Raw genomic sequence first — 14,832 nt, 5'->3', positions numbered from 1 at the left:
AAATTAATTCTATACAATTAATTAATTCGCGATTTAGATACATTGACGAAAATTTAAAAACACCAAAAGTTTTAGATTTTACCCACTTAAAAGGGCAATTAGATGATTTCTATATAAAAGGTTCAAATGTAACAGCTTATGCTTATCAATTGTCTTTTAAAGATCACAGAGGTTTAGTAATGAAGAACTTAACCACAGATTTTACTTATACCAAAAAAAATATTCTTTTAAATGAATTAGAGTTGATTACTGAAAATTCCTCATTCAAAGGAAGAACTGAATTACTTTATGATAGAAAGGATTTCAAAGATTTTAATAATAAAGTTGTTTTTGATTTAGATATTAAAGAAGGAAAAATAGCGAGTAATGATTTAAATTATTTTTATCCTGAATTTGGAAAAAATCAGAAATTTTACATTGATTCACGTATCAAGGGAACATTAAATAATTTGATATTTTCCAATCTAAAATTAAATGATTTAAGTGGAAATGAAGTTGTTGGGAAACTTCAAATAAAAAATATGTTTGGTAAAAAAAATCAACCTTTTTATTTAAAAGGCAATTTTGATCGTTTTTCAGCTAGTCAAGAGAGTGTTTCAAAGGTTTTACCAAGATTGTTAGGTAAAAACCTCCCTAAACAATTACAAAAATTAGGGAAAGTAGATTTGAAAGGAGACATAGAATTAACAGAACAATGGGTTGATGCCGATGTAGATTTATATTCTAAGTTAGGTCATGTAGATGCCGATTTTGTTCTCAACAACATGCATACTATTGATCGTGCCGATTATAAAGGTCAATTTTTACTTGATAATTTTGATTTAGGTTCTTTTTTAGATGAACAAAATTTAGGTAAAGCATCAGCAAATATTGAAGTAGACGGAAAAGGATTTACAAAGAAATATCTAAATACAAAGCTAATAGGTAATGTGAAAAGTATTCGATTTAACGGCTATACTTATCAAAATATTAATGTTGATGGTACTATGAAAATGCCTTATTTTAAAGGTTTATTAGCTAGTAACGATCCAAATTTGAAATTGACCTTTAATGGATTAATTGATTTAAGCAAAAAGAAGCGGGAATATGATTTTGATGTTAAAATTGAATATGCTAATCTTAGAAAAATTAATCTTTATAAGAGAGATTCTTTATCTGAGTTTTCTGGAAACATTAAAATCAAAGCTTTAGGAAATTCTTTTGACGACTTAGCTGGAACTATTGATCTTGAAAAGATTACTTATAACAATCAAAATAATCATTATTTTTTTGAAAATGCTCATGTAACTTCTGTTTTTGATGCTGATAATTTACGAACAATTACACTTACTTCTTCTGATATGATCTCTGGTAGAATTGTAGGAAAGTATAAAGTAAATCAAATTAGAAAAATTGTTGAAAATGCAGTTGGAAGTTTGTATGCCAATTATTCGCCACATATTTTGCAAAGAAATCAGTTTTTAGACTTCGATTTTACGATTTACAATAAAATTTTAGAAGTATTTTATCCAGAAGTTCAAATTGCTGAAAATACATTTGCAAGAGGAAAAATTAATGCTGATGCAGGTTTATTTCAGTTTGATTTTAAATCGCCTTTGATTGATGCCTTTGGAAATAAATTTAATAATATTAATATCGATATTGATAATAAAAATCCATTATATAACACTTATATTCAGTTAGATAGTATAAATACGGATAGTTATACAGTTTCAGATTTTAATTTGATTAATTTAACGATGAATGATACTCTCTTTGTTCGAACTGAATTTAAAGGAGGTCCCAAAAAACAGGATACTTATGATTTAAACTTATATCACACTATAGACGAAAATAAACAATCTGTGGTTGGTTTTAAAAAATCTGATATAACATTTAAAAAGTATCAATGGTTTATTAATGAGCAAGATACAGATGACAATAAAATTACTTTTGATAAAAAATTTAAAGACTTTAATTTCAATAAATTAACACTTTCTCATAATGATCAATTTATCGATTTTAGAGGTGTTATGAAAGATTCTACTTTTAAAGATTTTACGTTAACTTTTGATAATGTAGATTTAGCAAAAGTTACACCTGAGTTAGATAATTTAACTTTTGGAGGACAAGTAAATGGAACAGTAACTTACAAACAAAATAAGAATATTTTTGATCCGTCTACAAATTTGAAAGTAGATAGTTTAGTAGTCAATGAAATTGCATTAGGTGATTTAAAGTTAAATGTCTCTGGAGATGAGAGTTTTAGAAAATTCAATGTAAATGCTAATTTACTGAATGAAGAGAATGAAACTTTTTATACTTCTGGAATAGTTGAATTTATAAACCAAAAACCAATATTGTCTTTAGATGCAGGTTTTCAAAGTTTTAATATAGCACCAATTGGAGGTTTTTTAAAAGGAATTGTTGATAATGTTAGAGGTTTTGCTTCCGGTAGAGCCAATATCGTTGGTCCATTAGAAGATCCAGAAATTGATGGAGTGCTGTATCTAAATAATGCAGGACTTAAAGTTCCATATTTAAATGTAGATTATAATTTTGATAAAAATTCTATTATTGATTTAACAGAAGAACAATTCATTTTTAGAAATATAAATGTTGAAGATGTTAATGAAAAGACAAGAGGTGTTTTAAGTGGAAATATTAAACATAATAAATTAGAGGATTGGGAAATGAATTTGAAGATTGCTTCTGATCGTTTATTAGTTTTAGATACTAAAGACTCTGATGATACATATTACTACGGAAAAGCTTATTTTGATGGATACGCTACAGTAAAGGGACCAGTAGAAACTCTAGTTATTGAAGCAAATGGTAAATCTGCTAAAGGTACTTCAATCAAAATTCCAGTCAATGATTCAGAAACAGTTGGAGATGAAAGTTATTTACATTTTTTAACTAATGAAGAAAAATATGGTTTAAAGAAAGGAGCAAAACCATCAAGAACTTATCAAGGAATTGATCTGAATTTTAACTTTGATATTACTAGAGATGCAGAGATTGAAGTTATATTAAATCGAGAAACAGGTCATTCCATGAAAGGTAGAGGTGAAGGTTCCATAAATATGAATATTAATACACTTGGAAAATTCAATATGACAGGAGATTATCAAGTGTATGATGGTAAATATCTATTTCGATATGGAAATTTAATTAACAAAGATTTTAAAGTTAAAGAAGGAGGTACTATTCGATGGGATGGTGATCCATTAGGAGCTGTTCTTGATTTAGAGGCAGTTTACGTTACACAAGCTAATCCTGGCGTATTAGTTGAAAGTTCTACAATTAATAAAAAGGTACCAACAGAAGTTGTTATTGCTATTAACGGAGATTTAAGTAATCCTCAATCTGATTTTAATATCAATTTTCCAACGGTTCAATCTTCATTGAAAAGTGAAATAGATTATCGCCTGCAAGATAAAGATACCCGTCAAAGACAAGCTTTTGGTTTATTAGCAACAGGAAATTTTGTCGCAGCTAATAATACAGCTTGGTATGGATCATTTTTAGAAACTGCAAAAGGTATCTTTGGTGAAGTTTTATCTGATGGTGAAAATAAAATGCAGTTTGGAGTAGATTATCAAGTAGGGGATAGACAAAGAGAAATTTCTGATCGAGCTTTAGTAACACTTTCTACTCAAATTAATGATAAATTAAGTATTAACGGTAACGTAGGAGTTCCTGTAGGTGGAGTTAATCAATCATATGTAGTCGGAAATGTAGAAGTTGAGTTAAAGTTGAATGATGACGGAACACTAACCGCTCATGTCTTCAATAAAGAAAATGATGTCAATTATTATTCTATTGGACAAAATACAGGATATACACAAGGCATAGGATTGTCTTATAGTGTTGATTTTGATGATTTCAAAGAATTATTACATAAACTATTTAAGTCACAGAAAAGTAAATCTGTAAATACTAATAATCCAATCGACCACTTACCAGATTCTGATATTTCTCCAGACATGATTAATTTTATTGAGGAGACTAGAAAACGTCAGAGCAATGAACCTAAGCGAAAAATAGAGAAACCTATCGTTCCTGAAATCGAGTAGGGATAAAATAGCCTTTTTTTGTTTTTTTTTAAAAAATTTTTAACGAAATCGTTTGAAACTGAGAATTTCGTAAAAAATTTACTTTTTCATAATGATTTTACTAATTCCCTTTCTTAATTTTACATAATAATATTTTTGTTATGACGACAACAATTAAAAAAATAGGTGTATTAACATCAGGAGGTGATGCTCCAGGAATGAATGCTGCTATTCGTGCAGTAGTGAGAGCTTGTGCTTATTATAATGTCGAATGTATCGGAATCTACAGAGGCTATCAAGGGATGATTGAAGGTGACTTTAAAGAGATGGGGCCACGAACAGTTAAAAATATAATTAACAAAGGTGGGACAATATTAAAATCAGCACGTTCGAAAGATTTTATGAATAAAGAAGGTCGTAAGCAGGCGTATCTGCATTTAAAGGATAATGGAGTAGATGCATTGGTAGTTATTGGAGGCGATGGAACCTTTACTGGAGCAGAGATATTTAACAATGAATTTCAATTTCCTATTATTGGAATTCCTGGCACAATAGATAATGATATCTATGGCACCTCACATACACTAGGATATGATACCGCTCTAAACACAGTTGTAGAAGCTATTGATAAAATTAGAGACACGGCTAATTCTCATAATCGCCTATTTTTCGTAGAGGTTATGGGAAGAGATGCTGGACATATTGCGCTTAATGCAGGAATAGGCGGTGGGGCTGAAGAAATTCTAATTCCTGAAGAGAATCTAGGTTTAGAACGCTTGATTGATTCTCTGAAAAAGAGTAAAGAATCTGGTAAAACATCTTCTATTGTGGTTGTTGCAGAAGGAGATAAAATAGGTAAAAATGTTTTTGAGCTTAAAGATTATGTTGAAGAAAATATGCCTGATTATGACGTAAGAGTATCTGTTCTTGGTCACATGCAACGTGGAGGAGCTCCTTCTTGCTTTGATCGGGTTTTGGCTTCTCGTCTTGGAGTAAAAGCGGTGGAAGTTTTGTTAGACGGTAAAACGAATTACATGGTTGGTCTTCTGGCTGACAAGGTAGTTTTAACACCATTAGAGCAAGCAATAAAAGGACAATCAAGGGTAGATGATGAATTGGTAAAAGTATCGGATATCATCTCCATTTAAAAAACAAACGAAAAAATAAGAATATGTCAAAAGTAAAATTAGGAATTAACGGTTTCGGTAGAATTGGAAGAATTGTTTTTAGAGAAACGTTTAATAGAGATAATGTAGAAGTAGTTGCTATCAATGATTTATTAGCAGTGGATCATTTGGCTTACCTTTTAAAATATGATTCAGTTCATGGAAAATTCAATGGGAAAGTTGAAGTAATTGAGGGTAAATTATATGTAAATGATAAATATATTCGTGTAACGGCTGAAAAAGATCCTACATTAATTAAATGGGATGATAAAGAAGTGAATGTGGATATTGTTGCGGAATGTACAGGAATATTTACCACACTAGAAAAGGCGCAAGCTCATATTGAAGGAGGAGCCAAGAAAGTGGTAATATCAGCTCCATCTGCAGATGCTCCAATGTTTGTCATGGGGGTAAATCATGATAAAGTAACAGCCACCGATAAAATTGTGTCAAACGCTTCGTGTACAACTAATTGTTTAGCTCCATTAGCAAAAGTTTTGAACGATCATTTTGGAATTGTAGAAGGGTTAATGACTACTATTCATGCAACAACCGCTACCCAATTAACGGTTGATGGTCCTTCAAAGAAAGATTTTAGAGGAGGTAGAGCAGCTTTGTTAAATATAATTCCTGCTTCAACGGGAGCAGCAAAAGCTGTAGGTAAAGTAATTCCTGAATTGAATGGTAAATTAACGGGTATGTCTATGCGAGTGCCTACTGCTGATGTTTCAGTAGTAGATTTAACGGTAAAATTAGCCAAAGAAACAACATATGAAGAGGTTATGAGGGTCTTGAAAAAGGCAGCTGAAACTAGTATGAAAGGGATTCTTGGTTTTACTGAAGACGATGTAGTTTCTCAAGATTTCATATCTGATTCTCGTACTTCAATTGTAGATGCAGGCGCAGGTATTGGATTAAATAGTACTTTTTTTAAGTTTGTTTCTTGGTATGATAATGAATATGGATACTCTTCAAAACTAATTGATTTAGCTGTACATATTCACCATGTGAAATAAAGTCAATTCATTTTTAGATTGTGTGCTAACAACATAGTGTGTTATTTTTTTAACTATTTTTTTTCAAGTTTTAAAAATATAAAGTACATTCGAAAGAAATTATAATGCTAACACAAATTCATGAAATTATTAGTTGATAGTGGCTCTACAAAAGCCGATTGGATTGCTATTGATGAGCAAGGAAAAGTAATTTTTACTACGCAATCTTTAGGCTTGAACCCAGAAGTTTTAACCAAAGAAGAAATTCTTTTTCGATTAGAAGATAAATTTGATATATCTCAAAATAAAGATAAAGCAACTCATTTATTTTTTTATGGAGCAGGTTGTGGAACAGATAGAATGAAAAATTTTTTAACAGATGTTTTTCAAGAATATTTTTCAAATGCAAATATTACTGTATATGAAGATACTTATGCTGCCGTTTTTGCAACAACACCAAAAAATGAACAAGCAATCGTTTGTATTTTAGGTACTGGTTCTAATTGTAGTTACTTTGACGGTCATGTATTACACCAAAAAGTACAATCTTTAGGATATATCGCTATGGATGACGCTAGTGGAAATCGTTTTGGAAGACATTTAATAAGAGCGTATTATTTCAACAAAATGCCTAAACATTTAGTAGAAAAATTTGAAAAGGATTTCGATTTGGACGCTGATGTCATCAAGCAAAATTTTTACAAAGAGCCTAATCCAAATGCTTATCTAGCTACATTTGCTGAGTTTTTAATTAAAAATAAAGAAGAAGTTCTTTTTCAAAGTTTTATTCGTGAAGAAATGACTGCTTTCATAGAGAATTACATCATGCAGTATGAAAATTGCAAAGAAGTACCCGTTCATTTTGTGGGCTCCATTGCTTTTTATTTAAAAGATGAATTGAAAGCTATTTTGTCTGAATATGGTATACAAATGGGAAATGTACTCCGAAGACCTATAGATGGATTAATTGAATTTCATGTAGCAAATAAATAATCGTAACTAAAGCTTTGGTAAACAACCAAAGCTTTTTTATTTATTATTCTTAACTTTGTAATTCTTATATAAGCCTTATTTGTTAGAAAATGAAAATTACCCAACTTTTTATCGATTTTTTTCAAAGTGAAAAAATAGGTGGGGTACTACTTATCTGTTGTACTGCTTTGTCTTTAGTAATAGCAAACTCTTCTTTGGGTGAATTTTATCACCATTTTTGGATGTCTTCAATTGCGGGACAATCTCTAGAATATTGGATTAACGATGGGTTAATGACCATTTTCTTTTTATTAATAGGTCTTGAATTAGAACGTGAAATTTATCAAGGTGAATTGTCAAACATCAAAGATGCTTTATTACCCATATTTGCCGCCATTGGTGGTATGTTAGTTCCAGCTGGTATTTATTTATATTTTAATTTTGGAACACAAACTCAATCTGGAGCAGGAATTCCTATGGCGACAGATATTGCTTTTGCCCTTGGAATTTTATCATTATTAGGAAATAAAGTGCCTACGTCTCTAAAAGTATTTTTAACTGCTCTAGCTGTTATTGATGATTTAGGTGCTATTTTGGTTATTGCCCTTTTTTATACTAAAAATCTAATTTGGACTAATTTATTAATTTCGCTAGGAATTTTTGTTGTGCTATATTCTTTAGGTAAGTTTTTTAAAGTTCGAAATCTCATTCCGTATCTTATCGGAGGTATTGCTATGTGGTATTTTATGTTGCATTCGGGAGTTCATGCGACAATTACAGGTGTATTACTTGCTTTTGCAATTCCTTATGGAAAAGGTGATAAAACATCTACTTCTTATATTTTGCAGCATTATTTACATCAACCAGTGGCTTTTATCATTTTACCTATTTTTGCTTTGGCTAATACAGCTATACATATGACAGGTTCTGTTTCAGAAATTATAAAAGAAACTTATAGTATTGGAATAGCTTTAGGGTTAATTATTGGTAAACCTATTGGGATTTTTTTACTGTCGCTTTTTGCGGTTAAAATAGGCATTTGCAAATTGCCTAATGATTTGAATTGGAAGGTTGTTTTTGGAGTTGGTTTCTTAGGAGGAATAGGATTTACTATGTCTATATTTATTACGATATTAGCATTTGAAAACGTGGAATTAATTAATCATGCTAAATTAATTATTTTACTTTCTTCGTTACTAGCAGGAATTTTTGGTTTTCTTTATTTAAAAGCGATATTAAAACAAAATTACACCGAAGAATAATGGAAAAAAAATTTGAAATTGCAGTTATTGCACATGATGGTAAAAAAGCCGATTTAGTTCAGTTTTTAAATAAAAATAAAACCATTTTACATAAAGAGAAAATTAAAATTATTGCTACTGGAACTACTGGAGGTAAAGCAGAAGCTGCAGGAATTAAAGTAAAAAAAATGTTAAGTGGACCTCTAGGTGGTGATGCTCAAATTGCTGCTCGAGTAGCAGAAGGAAAATGCAAAATGGTTTTGTTTTTTAAAGATCCGATGAGTAGTCATCCACATGAGCCAGACATTAATATGTTAATTCGAATTTGTGATGTACACAATGTTCCTCTTGCTACGAATGAAGCAACAGCGCAATTATTATTAAATGCTTTGACTTTAGATTAATTGCTTAATATTAAGACTTAGACTTAAATTGAAAAGATGTTACGAGAAAAATTAGCCAATAAACATGTCATTTTAGCTTCTGGTTCACCTAGGAGACAGCAGTTTTTGAGAGATTTAGATTTAGACTTCGAGATTCGATTGAAGGAAATTGAAGAAGTGTTTCCTGAAAACTTGAACGCACATGAAATTACTAATTACTTGGCAGAATTAAAAGCTAATGCTCTTTCAGATGAACTTACAAAAAATGATATTTTAATAACAAGCGATACCATAGTTTGGTTGGAAAATAAAGCTCTAGGTAAACCCAAAAATGCAGAAGATGCTTTTGTTATGATTCAAGAAATGTCTGGTAAAGCACATGAAGTGATTACCTCAGTTTGCATTAAAACCCTAGAGAGAAGTGTTACTTTTTACGAAAGTACAAAAGTGTTTTTTTTAAATTTAACTGATTCAGAAATAAAATATTATATAAATTTATATCAACCTTTTGATAAAGCTGGATCGTATGGAATTCAAGAATGGATTGGATTAGTGGGTATAGAAAAGATTGAAGGTTCTTATGCTAATGTAGTAGGCTTGCCAACGCATCGATTGTATTATGAATTGATGAATTTGTGATTATATAAACCAAGTAATATTAGGATACTCTTGTCTACAAATTCATTTTTGCTATTATCATTGAAATTTGTATTTTTACACACACAACAACACACCCGTTATGAGTCAAAAAATATTGCTTACTTCTAAAGAAGTCAATATCATACTACACCGTTTAGCTTGTCAATTGATTGAAAAGCATTTAGATTTTTCTAATTCAATTTTAATTGGTATTCAACCCAGAGGTTCTTTTTTAGCTACTAGAATTGCTCAAATATTAAAGGAAGAATATGCAATTGATAATATAAAGTTAGGTTTATTAGACATCACTTTTTTTAGAGATGATTTTAGAAGAAATGAAAAGCCTCTTGAAGCAAATAAAACTCAAATTGATTTTTTAGTAGAAGATAAACAAGTTATTTTTATTGATGATGTGTTGTATACAGGAAGGAGTATTCGTGCAGCTTTAACAGCCATACAATCTTTTGGCCGACCTAAATCTATTGAATTATTAGCTTTAATTGATAGAAGATTTAGCAGAGATTTGCCCATACAACCTGATTACAGAGGTAGGCAAGTAGACGCTATTAACAATGAAAAAGTAAAAGTAAAATGGCAAGAAAAAGATGGAGAAGATGCCGTTTATATTGAATAACAACAACTACAACAACACAACAATAAAATGAAAGAATTAAGCGTTAATCATTTACTTGGAATTAAGTATCTAAACGAGAATGACCTCCATCTAATTTTTGAAACGGCAGACCATTTTAAAGAAGTAATTAATAGACCCATAAAAAAAGTTCCTTCTTTGAGAGATATTACTATTGCTAATATTTTTTTTGAAAATAGTACCCGAACAAAGTTATCTTTTGAATTAGCTCAAAAGCGATTATCTGCTGATGTTATAAGTTTTTCTTCAGCTCAATCTTCAGTAAAAAAAGGAGAAACCCTTATCGATACAGTTAATAATATTTTAGCAATGAAAGTAGATATGGTGGTAATGCGACATAGTTCGCCTGGAGCCGCTCATTTCTTATCACAGCATGTAAATGCAAGCATTATTAATGCGGGTGATGGCGCTCATGAGCATCCAACACAGGCACTATTAGATAGTTATACAATAAGAGAAAAATTAGGTGATGTTGCAGGAAAAAAAGTGCTTATTGTTGGCGATATTTTACATAGTAGAGTGGCACTTTCAAATATTTTCGCATTACAAATGCAAGGTGCTGAAGTTCGAGTTTGTGGACCAAAAACTTTAATTCCAATCTACATTAATTCTTTAGGTGTTAAAGTGGAATCTAATTTAAAAGAAGCATTAGAATGGTGTGATGTAGCCAACATGTTACGTATTCAAAACGAGCGATTAGATGTTAGTTATTTTCCAAATACTAGAGAATACACGCAACAATTTGGTTTAACTAATGAAATCTTAAATAGTCTAAATAAAGAAATTGTAATTATGCACCCAGGACCAATCAATAGAGGAGTTGAAATAACTTCAGAGGTAGCTGATAGCAAACATGCAGTTATATTAGATCAAGTAGAAAATGGTGTTGCCGTTAGAATGGCGGTAATTTATTTGTTAGCTAGTAAGATTAAGAATTAAATATATTATTTTTGATTCAAATTTAGCATATTTTATTTTAAAGTTTATTATAATATGAAAGTAGAGCGTAAAGGACATACAACAATTATTAAGGATACAGAAAGTAACTATATACAGTTTATTGAAAAATTGACAGTTCAATACAATACTTTTAAAGATGCTAATTTGATTTTAGATCTAACTCACGACAAAACGTTAGATCTTTCTGGCTTGAAGCAATTTCAAGAATTAACTAAAAACCACATAAAAAATGATAAATCACTGGTTATTGTGGCTGAAAATATTGATTTTAATAAAGTTCCAGCTAAATTAAAGGTTGTTCCTTCAATACTAGAAGCTCATGATTTAATTGAAATGGATGAAATTGAGCGTGATTTAGGCTTTTAAGTGTCCTCTTAATTTGTCATTACTGAGAATATTTTTCTCTGACGGTATTATGAAATTAAAAATATTAGGTTGTTATGCAGCCACACCTCGAACCATTACTAACCCAACATCACAAGTGTTGGAGTTAAAAAATCATATGTTTTTAATTGATTGTGGAGAAGGAACTCAAGTTCAATTAAGAAAACACAAGTTAAAATTTTCTCGTATAGAGCATGTTTTTATTTCACATTTGCATGGAGATCATTTTTTTGGTTTAATTGGTTTAATTTCTACTTTCATGCTATTGGGTAGAGATAAAGATTTACATATTTATGGTCCAAAGGGAATTAAAGAAGCAATACTTTTATTGTTGAAACTAGGAAATGCATACACAAGTTATAATTTATATTTTCATGAATTAACTTCTAAAGAGAGTGAGGTGATTTTTGAAGACAATAAGGTTCGTGTTACTACTATTCCTCTTCAACACCGTGTTTATACAAACGGTTATTTATTTGAAGAAAAAATAATAGAACGTCCTCTTAATATGGCCGCCATTTTAAATTATGATATTGATAAATTATATTATAATAAAATTAAAATGGGTGGAGATATTTACCTCGAAGATGGTCGTATTATTCCTAACTTTGAATTAACTTTTGAACCGTCTTTGCCTAATAGTTATGCATTTTGTTCTGACACTTTATATACTAAAGATATCTTACCTATAATTAAAAATGTAAAGGTGCTATATCATGAATCTACTTTTTTAGAAAAGGAAGCGCTTTTAGCAGAAAAAACGATGCATACTACTGCAAAACAAGCAGCAACAATTGCAAAATTAGCTCACGTAGAAACTTTAATTTTAGGACATTATTCTACTAGATATGGCGATATTAATTTATTTAAAGAAGAAGCCCAAGAAATATTCGACAATGTTCTGCTAGGTGATGATGGTGTTGAATTTGAGTTTTAATTTTAAAATGATAATATGAAAGATTTATCGAATTATAGAAAATCATATGAAAAAAGTGAATTGTTAGAGAATACAATTCCAGAAGATCCTATTCAATTGTTTCATAAGTGGTTTTATGAGGCTGAAGAGAATACAGAAAATGAAGAAGTAAACGCAATGACTGTCTCCACAATCGGATTAGATGGTTTTCCAAAAAGTAGGGTTGTTCTTCTGAAAAAATTTAATGAGGAAGGGTTTATATTTTATACCAATTATAATTCTGAAAAGGGAAAAGCAATTTTAAATAATCCACACATTTGTCTTTCTTTTTTTTGGCCAATAATGGAAAGGCAAGTCATTATAAAAGGCGTTGCTGAAAAAACAGCTTCATATATATCTGATGCTTATTTTGATAGTAGACCGGATGGGAGTAAATTAGGTGCAATAGTATCGAATCAAAGTGATGTTATTCCTTCAAGAGAATTTTTAGATGCTAAATTAAAAGAGTTAGAGCAACAATATGAAGAGAGAGAAATCAGCAGACCAGATCATTGGGGTGGTTTTTTGGTTCGACCTATAGAAGTTGAGTTTTGGCAGGGTAGAGCCAATCGTTTACACGATCGTATTCGTTACCAATTAAAAGAAGATTATATTTGGAATATTGAAAGACTTGCTCCATAAACATAAAAATCCCGATACCAAATTAGTATCGGGATTTCTTTCTCATAGCATTTTTTTGAAAATTGATATTACCAAGCCAAATTAACTTTTAATTCAAATTCGTCGTTGATTGTTTTATCACCTAAGTCCGAGAAGAAACTTCCTGAACCATATTTGATATCATATTTAGTTCTATCAATTTTAACATTAGCAGAAGCGGTGTTTCCATTAACTACTAAGTCAAAAGTTACTGGTTTAGTAATTCCTTTAATTGTTAAATCAGCTGTAACAGTATAATTGTTTTTATTTTTAGTGCTTATATTTTTGAATACTAAAGTAGCAGTTTTGAATTTTTCAACACCAAAGAAATCGTCAGCCTTTAAATGTCCGTCTAATTTATCTTTCCATTCTCCTTTTAAATCTGTAGTATTAATTGATGTCATATCTACAGTGAAAGTTCCAGCTTTTACTAACCCTTTGTTGAAAACCAAATTACCTTCTTTGAAGTTAATTGTTCCTGTATGTTCACCTGTTACTTTTTTTCCTACCCAGTTGATAGTACTTTTAGAAACATTGATTTTTTTTGTTTGTGCATTTACTGTAAATGTAGCCAATGCAACTAATGCTAAAGCAATTGATTTTAAATTTCTCATTTTATAAATATTTAGTTATTAATTAAATTATTTCAAACAATTCAGCAGCAGATTTTCTAACTTTAGCTGCGTGTTGTAATGCATCTTCTTCGTGTCTATATCCAATAGGCACTACTAAAGTAGCATTCAATCCTTTTTCATTAAAACCAAGGATATCATTAAATTTTTCTGGCTCAAAACCTTCCATTGGTGTAGCATCAATTTTTAATTCAGCAGCAGCAGCTAATAAATTGCCTAGCGCAATGTAAGTTTGTTTTGCGGTCCATGTTGCCATCTTTTCTTCAGGTAGATTTAAAATTGCACCTTTCATAAAGGTAGCATAACCTTCTAAATCAGATACTTGTAAGTTTCTAGTTGAAGCTGTATTTTGTATAAATGCATCAATGTAAGCTTCATCTAATTTGTTAATACTTGCAAACACAATTAAGTGTGAAGCATCTACAATTTGAGTTTGACCCCAAGCAGCAGGTTGTAATTGAGCTCTAACTTCTGGATTTTCAATAAAGAAAACTTTATAAGGTTGTAACCCATAAGAAGAAGCTGAAAGTTGAATTGCTTCTTTTAAAGTTTCAATATCTCTTTCATCTACTTTTTTTGTAGCATCAAATTTTTTTGTGGCATAACGCCAGTTTTGGTTTTCAATAAATGTACTCATAACTAATTTCTTAATTTTTCTAATAATTCGTTTATGGTTTCTAATTCTATTTGTGTTAAATTTTGAGTGAATTGATTTTCAAAGTCTATGACTATTGGATCCAGAATCTCTAAAACATTCATGCCTTTTTCAGTAATAGTAACTTCCATTTTTCTCTTATTTTCTGGACATACTTTACGAATCACCATTTCTTTGGAAACTAATTTGTCAACTAAACGTGTTGTATTACTTGTTTTAGCAATCATACGTTCTTGAATCATACACATATTGGCAGGATTACCTTTTTGCCCTCTTAAAATGCGTAATACATTATATTGTTCTGATGACAAGTCATGTTTTTTTAATAATTCGCTAAACTTTTCTGAAATTAAATGCTGAGTATAAATCAAATTCAGCATAGTTTTCTTTTCTAAAGAAATAGCTGTAGTAGATTTTATGATCGCTTCAATTTTCATTTCTAATGTTCTTTATTTGTAGATACAAATGTATGACTATTTTTTTATTTGTATATACAAATGT

Annotated in this window: 15 protein-coding genes; 12 read left to right on the top strand and 3 right to left on the bottom strand. The window is 30.2% G+C overall.

Going from position 1 to position 14,832, the window contains the following annotated elements:
- The 12 genes from QZ824_RS07680 to pdxH form a co-directional block, all read left to right on the top strand.
- Positions 1-4,058, top strand: a 4,058-nt coding sequence (locus QZ824_RS07680) for a translocation/assembly module TamB domain-containing protein (protein ID WP_291275438.1), incomplete at its 5' end; no start/stop codon positions are given.
- Positions 4,059-4,198: 140 nt separating this feature from the next.
- Entirely contained in the window at positions 4,199-5,185 is a 987-nt protein-coding gene (gene pfkA, locus QZ824_RS07675; RefSeq protein WP_291275437.1) for a 6-phosphofructokinase, read from the top strand.
- 23 nt (positions 5,186-5,208) lie between these two features.
- Positions 5,209-6,219 carry a type I glyceraldehyde-3-phosphate dehydrogenase gene (gap, locus tag QZ824_RS07670; RefSeq protein ID WP_291275436.1) on the top strand — a complete coding sequence of 337 codons (1,011 nt, stop codon included), beginning with the start codon at positions 5,209-5,211 and terminating at the stop codon, positions 6,217-6,219.
- Positions 6,220-6,339: 120 nt separating this feature from the next.
- On the top strand, positions 6,340-7,191 hold the full coding sequence (locus tag QZ824_RS07665; protein WP_291275435.1) for an N-acetylglucosamine kinase: 852 nt from the start codon (positions 6,340-6,342) through the stop codon (positions 7,189-7,191).
- Between the two features lie 89 nt (positions 7,192-7,280).
- The gene (gene nhaA / locus QZ824_RS07660) at positions 7,281-8,432 is read left to right on the top strand and encodes a Na+/H+ antiporter NhaA (protein ID WP_291275434.1); all 1,152 of its coding nucleotides are present in this window, start codon (positions 7,281-7,283) and stop codon (positions 8,430-8,432) included.
- Positions 8,432-8,815 carry a methylglyoxal synthase gene (locus QZ824_RS07655; RefSeq protein WP_291275433.1) on the top strand — a complete coding sequence of 128 codons (384 nt, stop codon included), beginning with the start codon at positions 8,432-8,434 and terminating at the stop codon, positions 8,813-8,815. Before nhaA ends, QZ824_RS07655 begins: the two co-directional genes overlap by 1 nt.
- 36 nt (positions 8,816-8,851) lie before the next feature.
- A complete protein-coding gene (locus tag QZ824_RS07650) occupies positions 8,852-9,433 on the top strand; it encodes a Maf-like protein (RefSeq protein WP_291275432.1) in 582 nt (193 codons plus the stop codon).
- Between the two features lie 100 nt (positions 9,434-9,533).
- A complete protein-coding gene (gene pyrR / locus QZ824_RS07645; RefSeq protein ID WP_291275431.1) occupies positions 9,534-10,067 on the top strand; it encodes a bifunctional pyr operon transcriptional regulator/uracil phosphoribosyltransferase PyrR in 534 nt (177 codons plus the stop codon).
- A gap of 27 nt (positions 10,068-10,094) precedes the next feature.
- Positions 10,095-11,024: an aspartate carbamoyltransferase catalytic subunit gene (locus tag QZ824_RS07640; protein ID WP_291275430.1), complete on the top strand. Its 930-nt coding sequence runs from the start codon at positions 10,095-10,097 to the stop codon at positions 11,022-11,024.
- Between the two features lie 54 nt (positions 11,025-11,078).
- A complete protein-coding gene (locus QZ824_RS07635; protein WP_291275429.1) occupies positions 11,079-11,411 on the top strand; it encodes a ribonuclease Z in 333 nt (110 codons plus the stop codon).
- Positions 11,412-11,460: 49 nt separating this feature from the next.
- Positions 11,461-12,366, top strand: a complete 906-nt coding sequence (locus QZ824_RS07630) for a ribonuclease Z (protein WP_291275428.1) — start codon at positions 11,461-11,463, stop codon at positions 12,364-12,366.
- Between the two features lie 15 nt (positions 12,367-12,381).
- Complete coding sequence (gene pdxH, locus QZ824_RS07625) at positions 12,382-13,026, top strand: pyridoxamine 5'-phosphate oxidase (RefSeq protein WP_291275427.1); 645 nt, start codon at positions 12,382-12,384, stop codon at positions 13,024-13,026.
- A 68-nt stretch (positions 13,027-13,094) separates the two neighbouring features.
- Here the strand turns inward: pdxH and QZ824_RS07620 are convergent, their stop codons facing one another.
- From QZ824_RS07620 to QZ824_RS07610, 3 genes are read right to left on the bottom strand one after another with little or no spacing between them, the layout of a single operon-like run.
- Positions 13,095-13,658 carry a YceI family protein gene (locus tag QZ824_RS07620; RefSeq protein ID WP_291275426.1) on the bottom strand — a complete coding sequence of 188 codons (564 nt, stop codon included), beginning with the start codon at positions 13,656-13,658 and terminating at the stop codon, positions 13,095-13,097.
- Positions 13,659-13,680: 22 nt separating this feature from the next.
- Positions 13,681-14,313 (bottom strand): NAD(P)H-dependent oxidoreductase, encoded by a 633-nt coding sequence (locus QZ824_RS07615; RefSeq protein WP_291275425.1) that lies wholly within the window; start codon positions 14,311-14,313, stop codon positions 13,681-13,683.
- A gap of 2 nt (positions 14,314-14,315) precedes the next feature.
- Complete coding sequence (locus tag QZ824_RS07610; RefSeq protein WP_291275424.1) at positions 14,316-14,768, bottom strand: MarR family transcriptional regulator; 453 nt, start codon at positions 14,766-14,768, stop codon at positions 14,316-14,318.
- Positions 14,769-14,832: the final 64 nt, after the last annotated feature.

The sequence above is a fragment of the Flavobacterium sp. genome, assembly GCF_021151785.1.
In the GTDB taxonomy this organism is placed as follows: Bacteria; Bacteroidota; Bacteroidia; order Flavobacteriales; family Flavobacteriaceae; genus Flavobacterium.
Note: the sequence above shows the minus strand (reverse complement) of the source record. Positions and strands in the feature narration are given on the sequence as shown.

Bases quoted from the DNA above. Each gene is read 5' to 3' on its own strand.
- pfkA (WP_291275437.1), top strand. From the start codon at position 4,199: ATGACGACAACAATTAAAAAAATAGGTGTATTAACATCAGGAGGTGAT.
- gap (WP_291275436.1), top strand. From the start codon at position 5,209: ATGTCAAAAGTAAAATTAGGAATTAACGGTTTCGGTAGAATTGGAAGA.
- QZ824_RS07665 (WP_291275435.1), top strand. From the start codon at position 6,340: ATGAAATTATTAGTTGATAGTGGCTCTACAAAAGCCGATTGGATTGCT.
- nhaA (WP_291275434.1), top strand. From the start codon at position 7,281: ATGAAAATTACCCAACTTTTTATCGATTTTTTTCAAAGTGAAAAAATA.
- QZ824_RS07655 (WP_291275433.1), top strand. From the start codon at position 8,432: ATGGAAAAAAAATTTGAAATTGCAGTTATTGCACATGATGGTAAAAAA.
- QZ824_RS07650 (WP_291275432.1), top strand. From the start codon at position 8,852: ATGTTACGAGAAAAATTAGCCAATAAACATGTCATTTTAGCTTCTGGT.
- pyrR (WP_291275431.1), top strand. From the start codon at position 9,534: ATGAGTCAAAAAATATTGCTTACTTCTAAAGAAGTCAATATCATACTA.
- QZ824_RS07640 (WP_291275430.1), top strand. From the start codon at position 10,095: ATGAAAGAATTAAGCGTTAATCATTTACTTGGAATTAAGTATCTAAAC.
- QZ824_RS07635 (WP_291275429.1), top strand. From the start codon at position 11,079: ATGAAAGTAGAGCGTAAAGGACATACAACAATTATTAAGGATACAGAA.
- QZ824_RS07630 (WP_291275428.1), top strand. From the start codon at position 11,461: ATGAAATTAAAAATATTAGGTTGTTATGCAGCCACACCTCGAACCATT.
- pdxH (WP_291275427.1), top strand. From the start codon at position 12,382: ATGAAAGATTTATCGAATTATAGAAAATCATATGAAAAAAGTGAATTG.
- QZ824_RS07620 (WP_291275426.1), bottom strand. From the start codon at position 13,658: ATGAGAAATTTAAAATCAATTGCTTTAGCATTAGTTGCATTGGCTACA.
- QZ824_RS07615 (WP_291275425.1), bottom strand. From the start codon at position 14,313: ATGAGTACATTTATTGAAAACCAAAACTGGCGTTATGCCACAAAAAAA.
- QZ824_RS07610 (WP_291275424.1), bottom strand. From the start codon at position 14,768: ATGAAAATTGAAGCGATCATAAAATCTACTACAGCTATTTCTTTAGAA.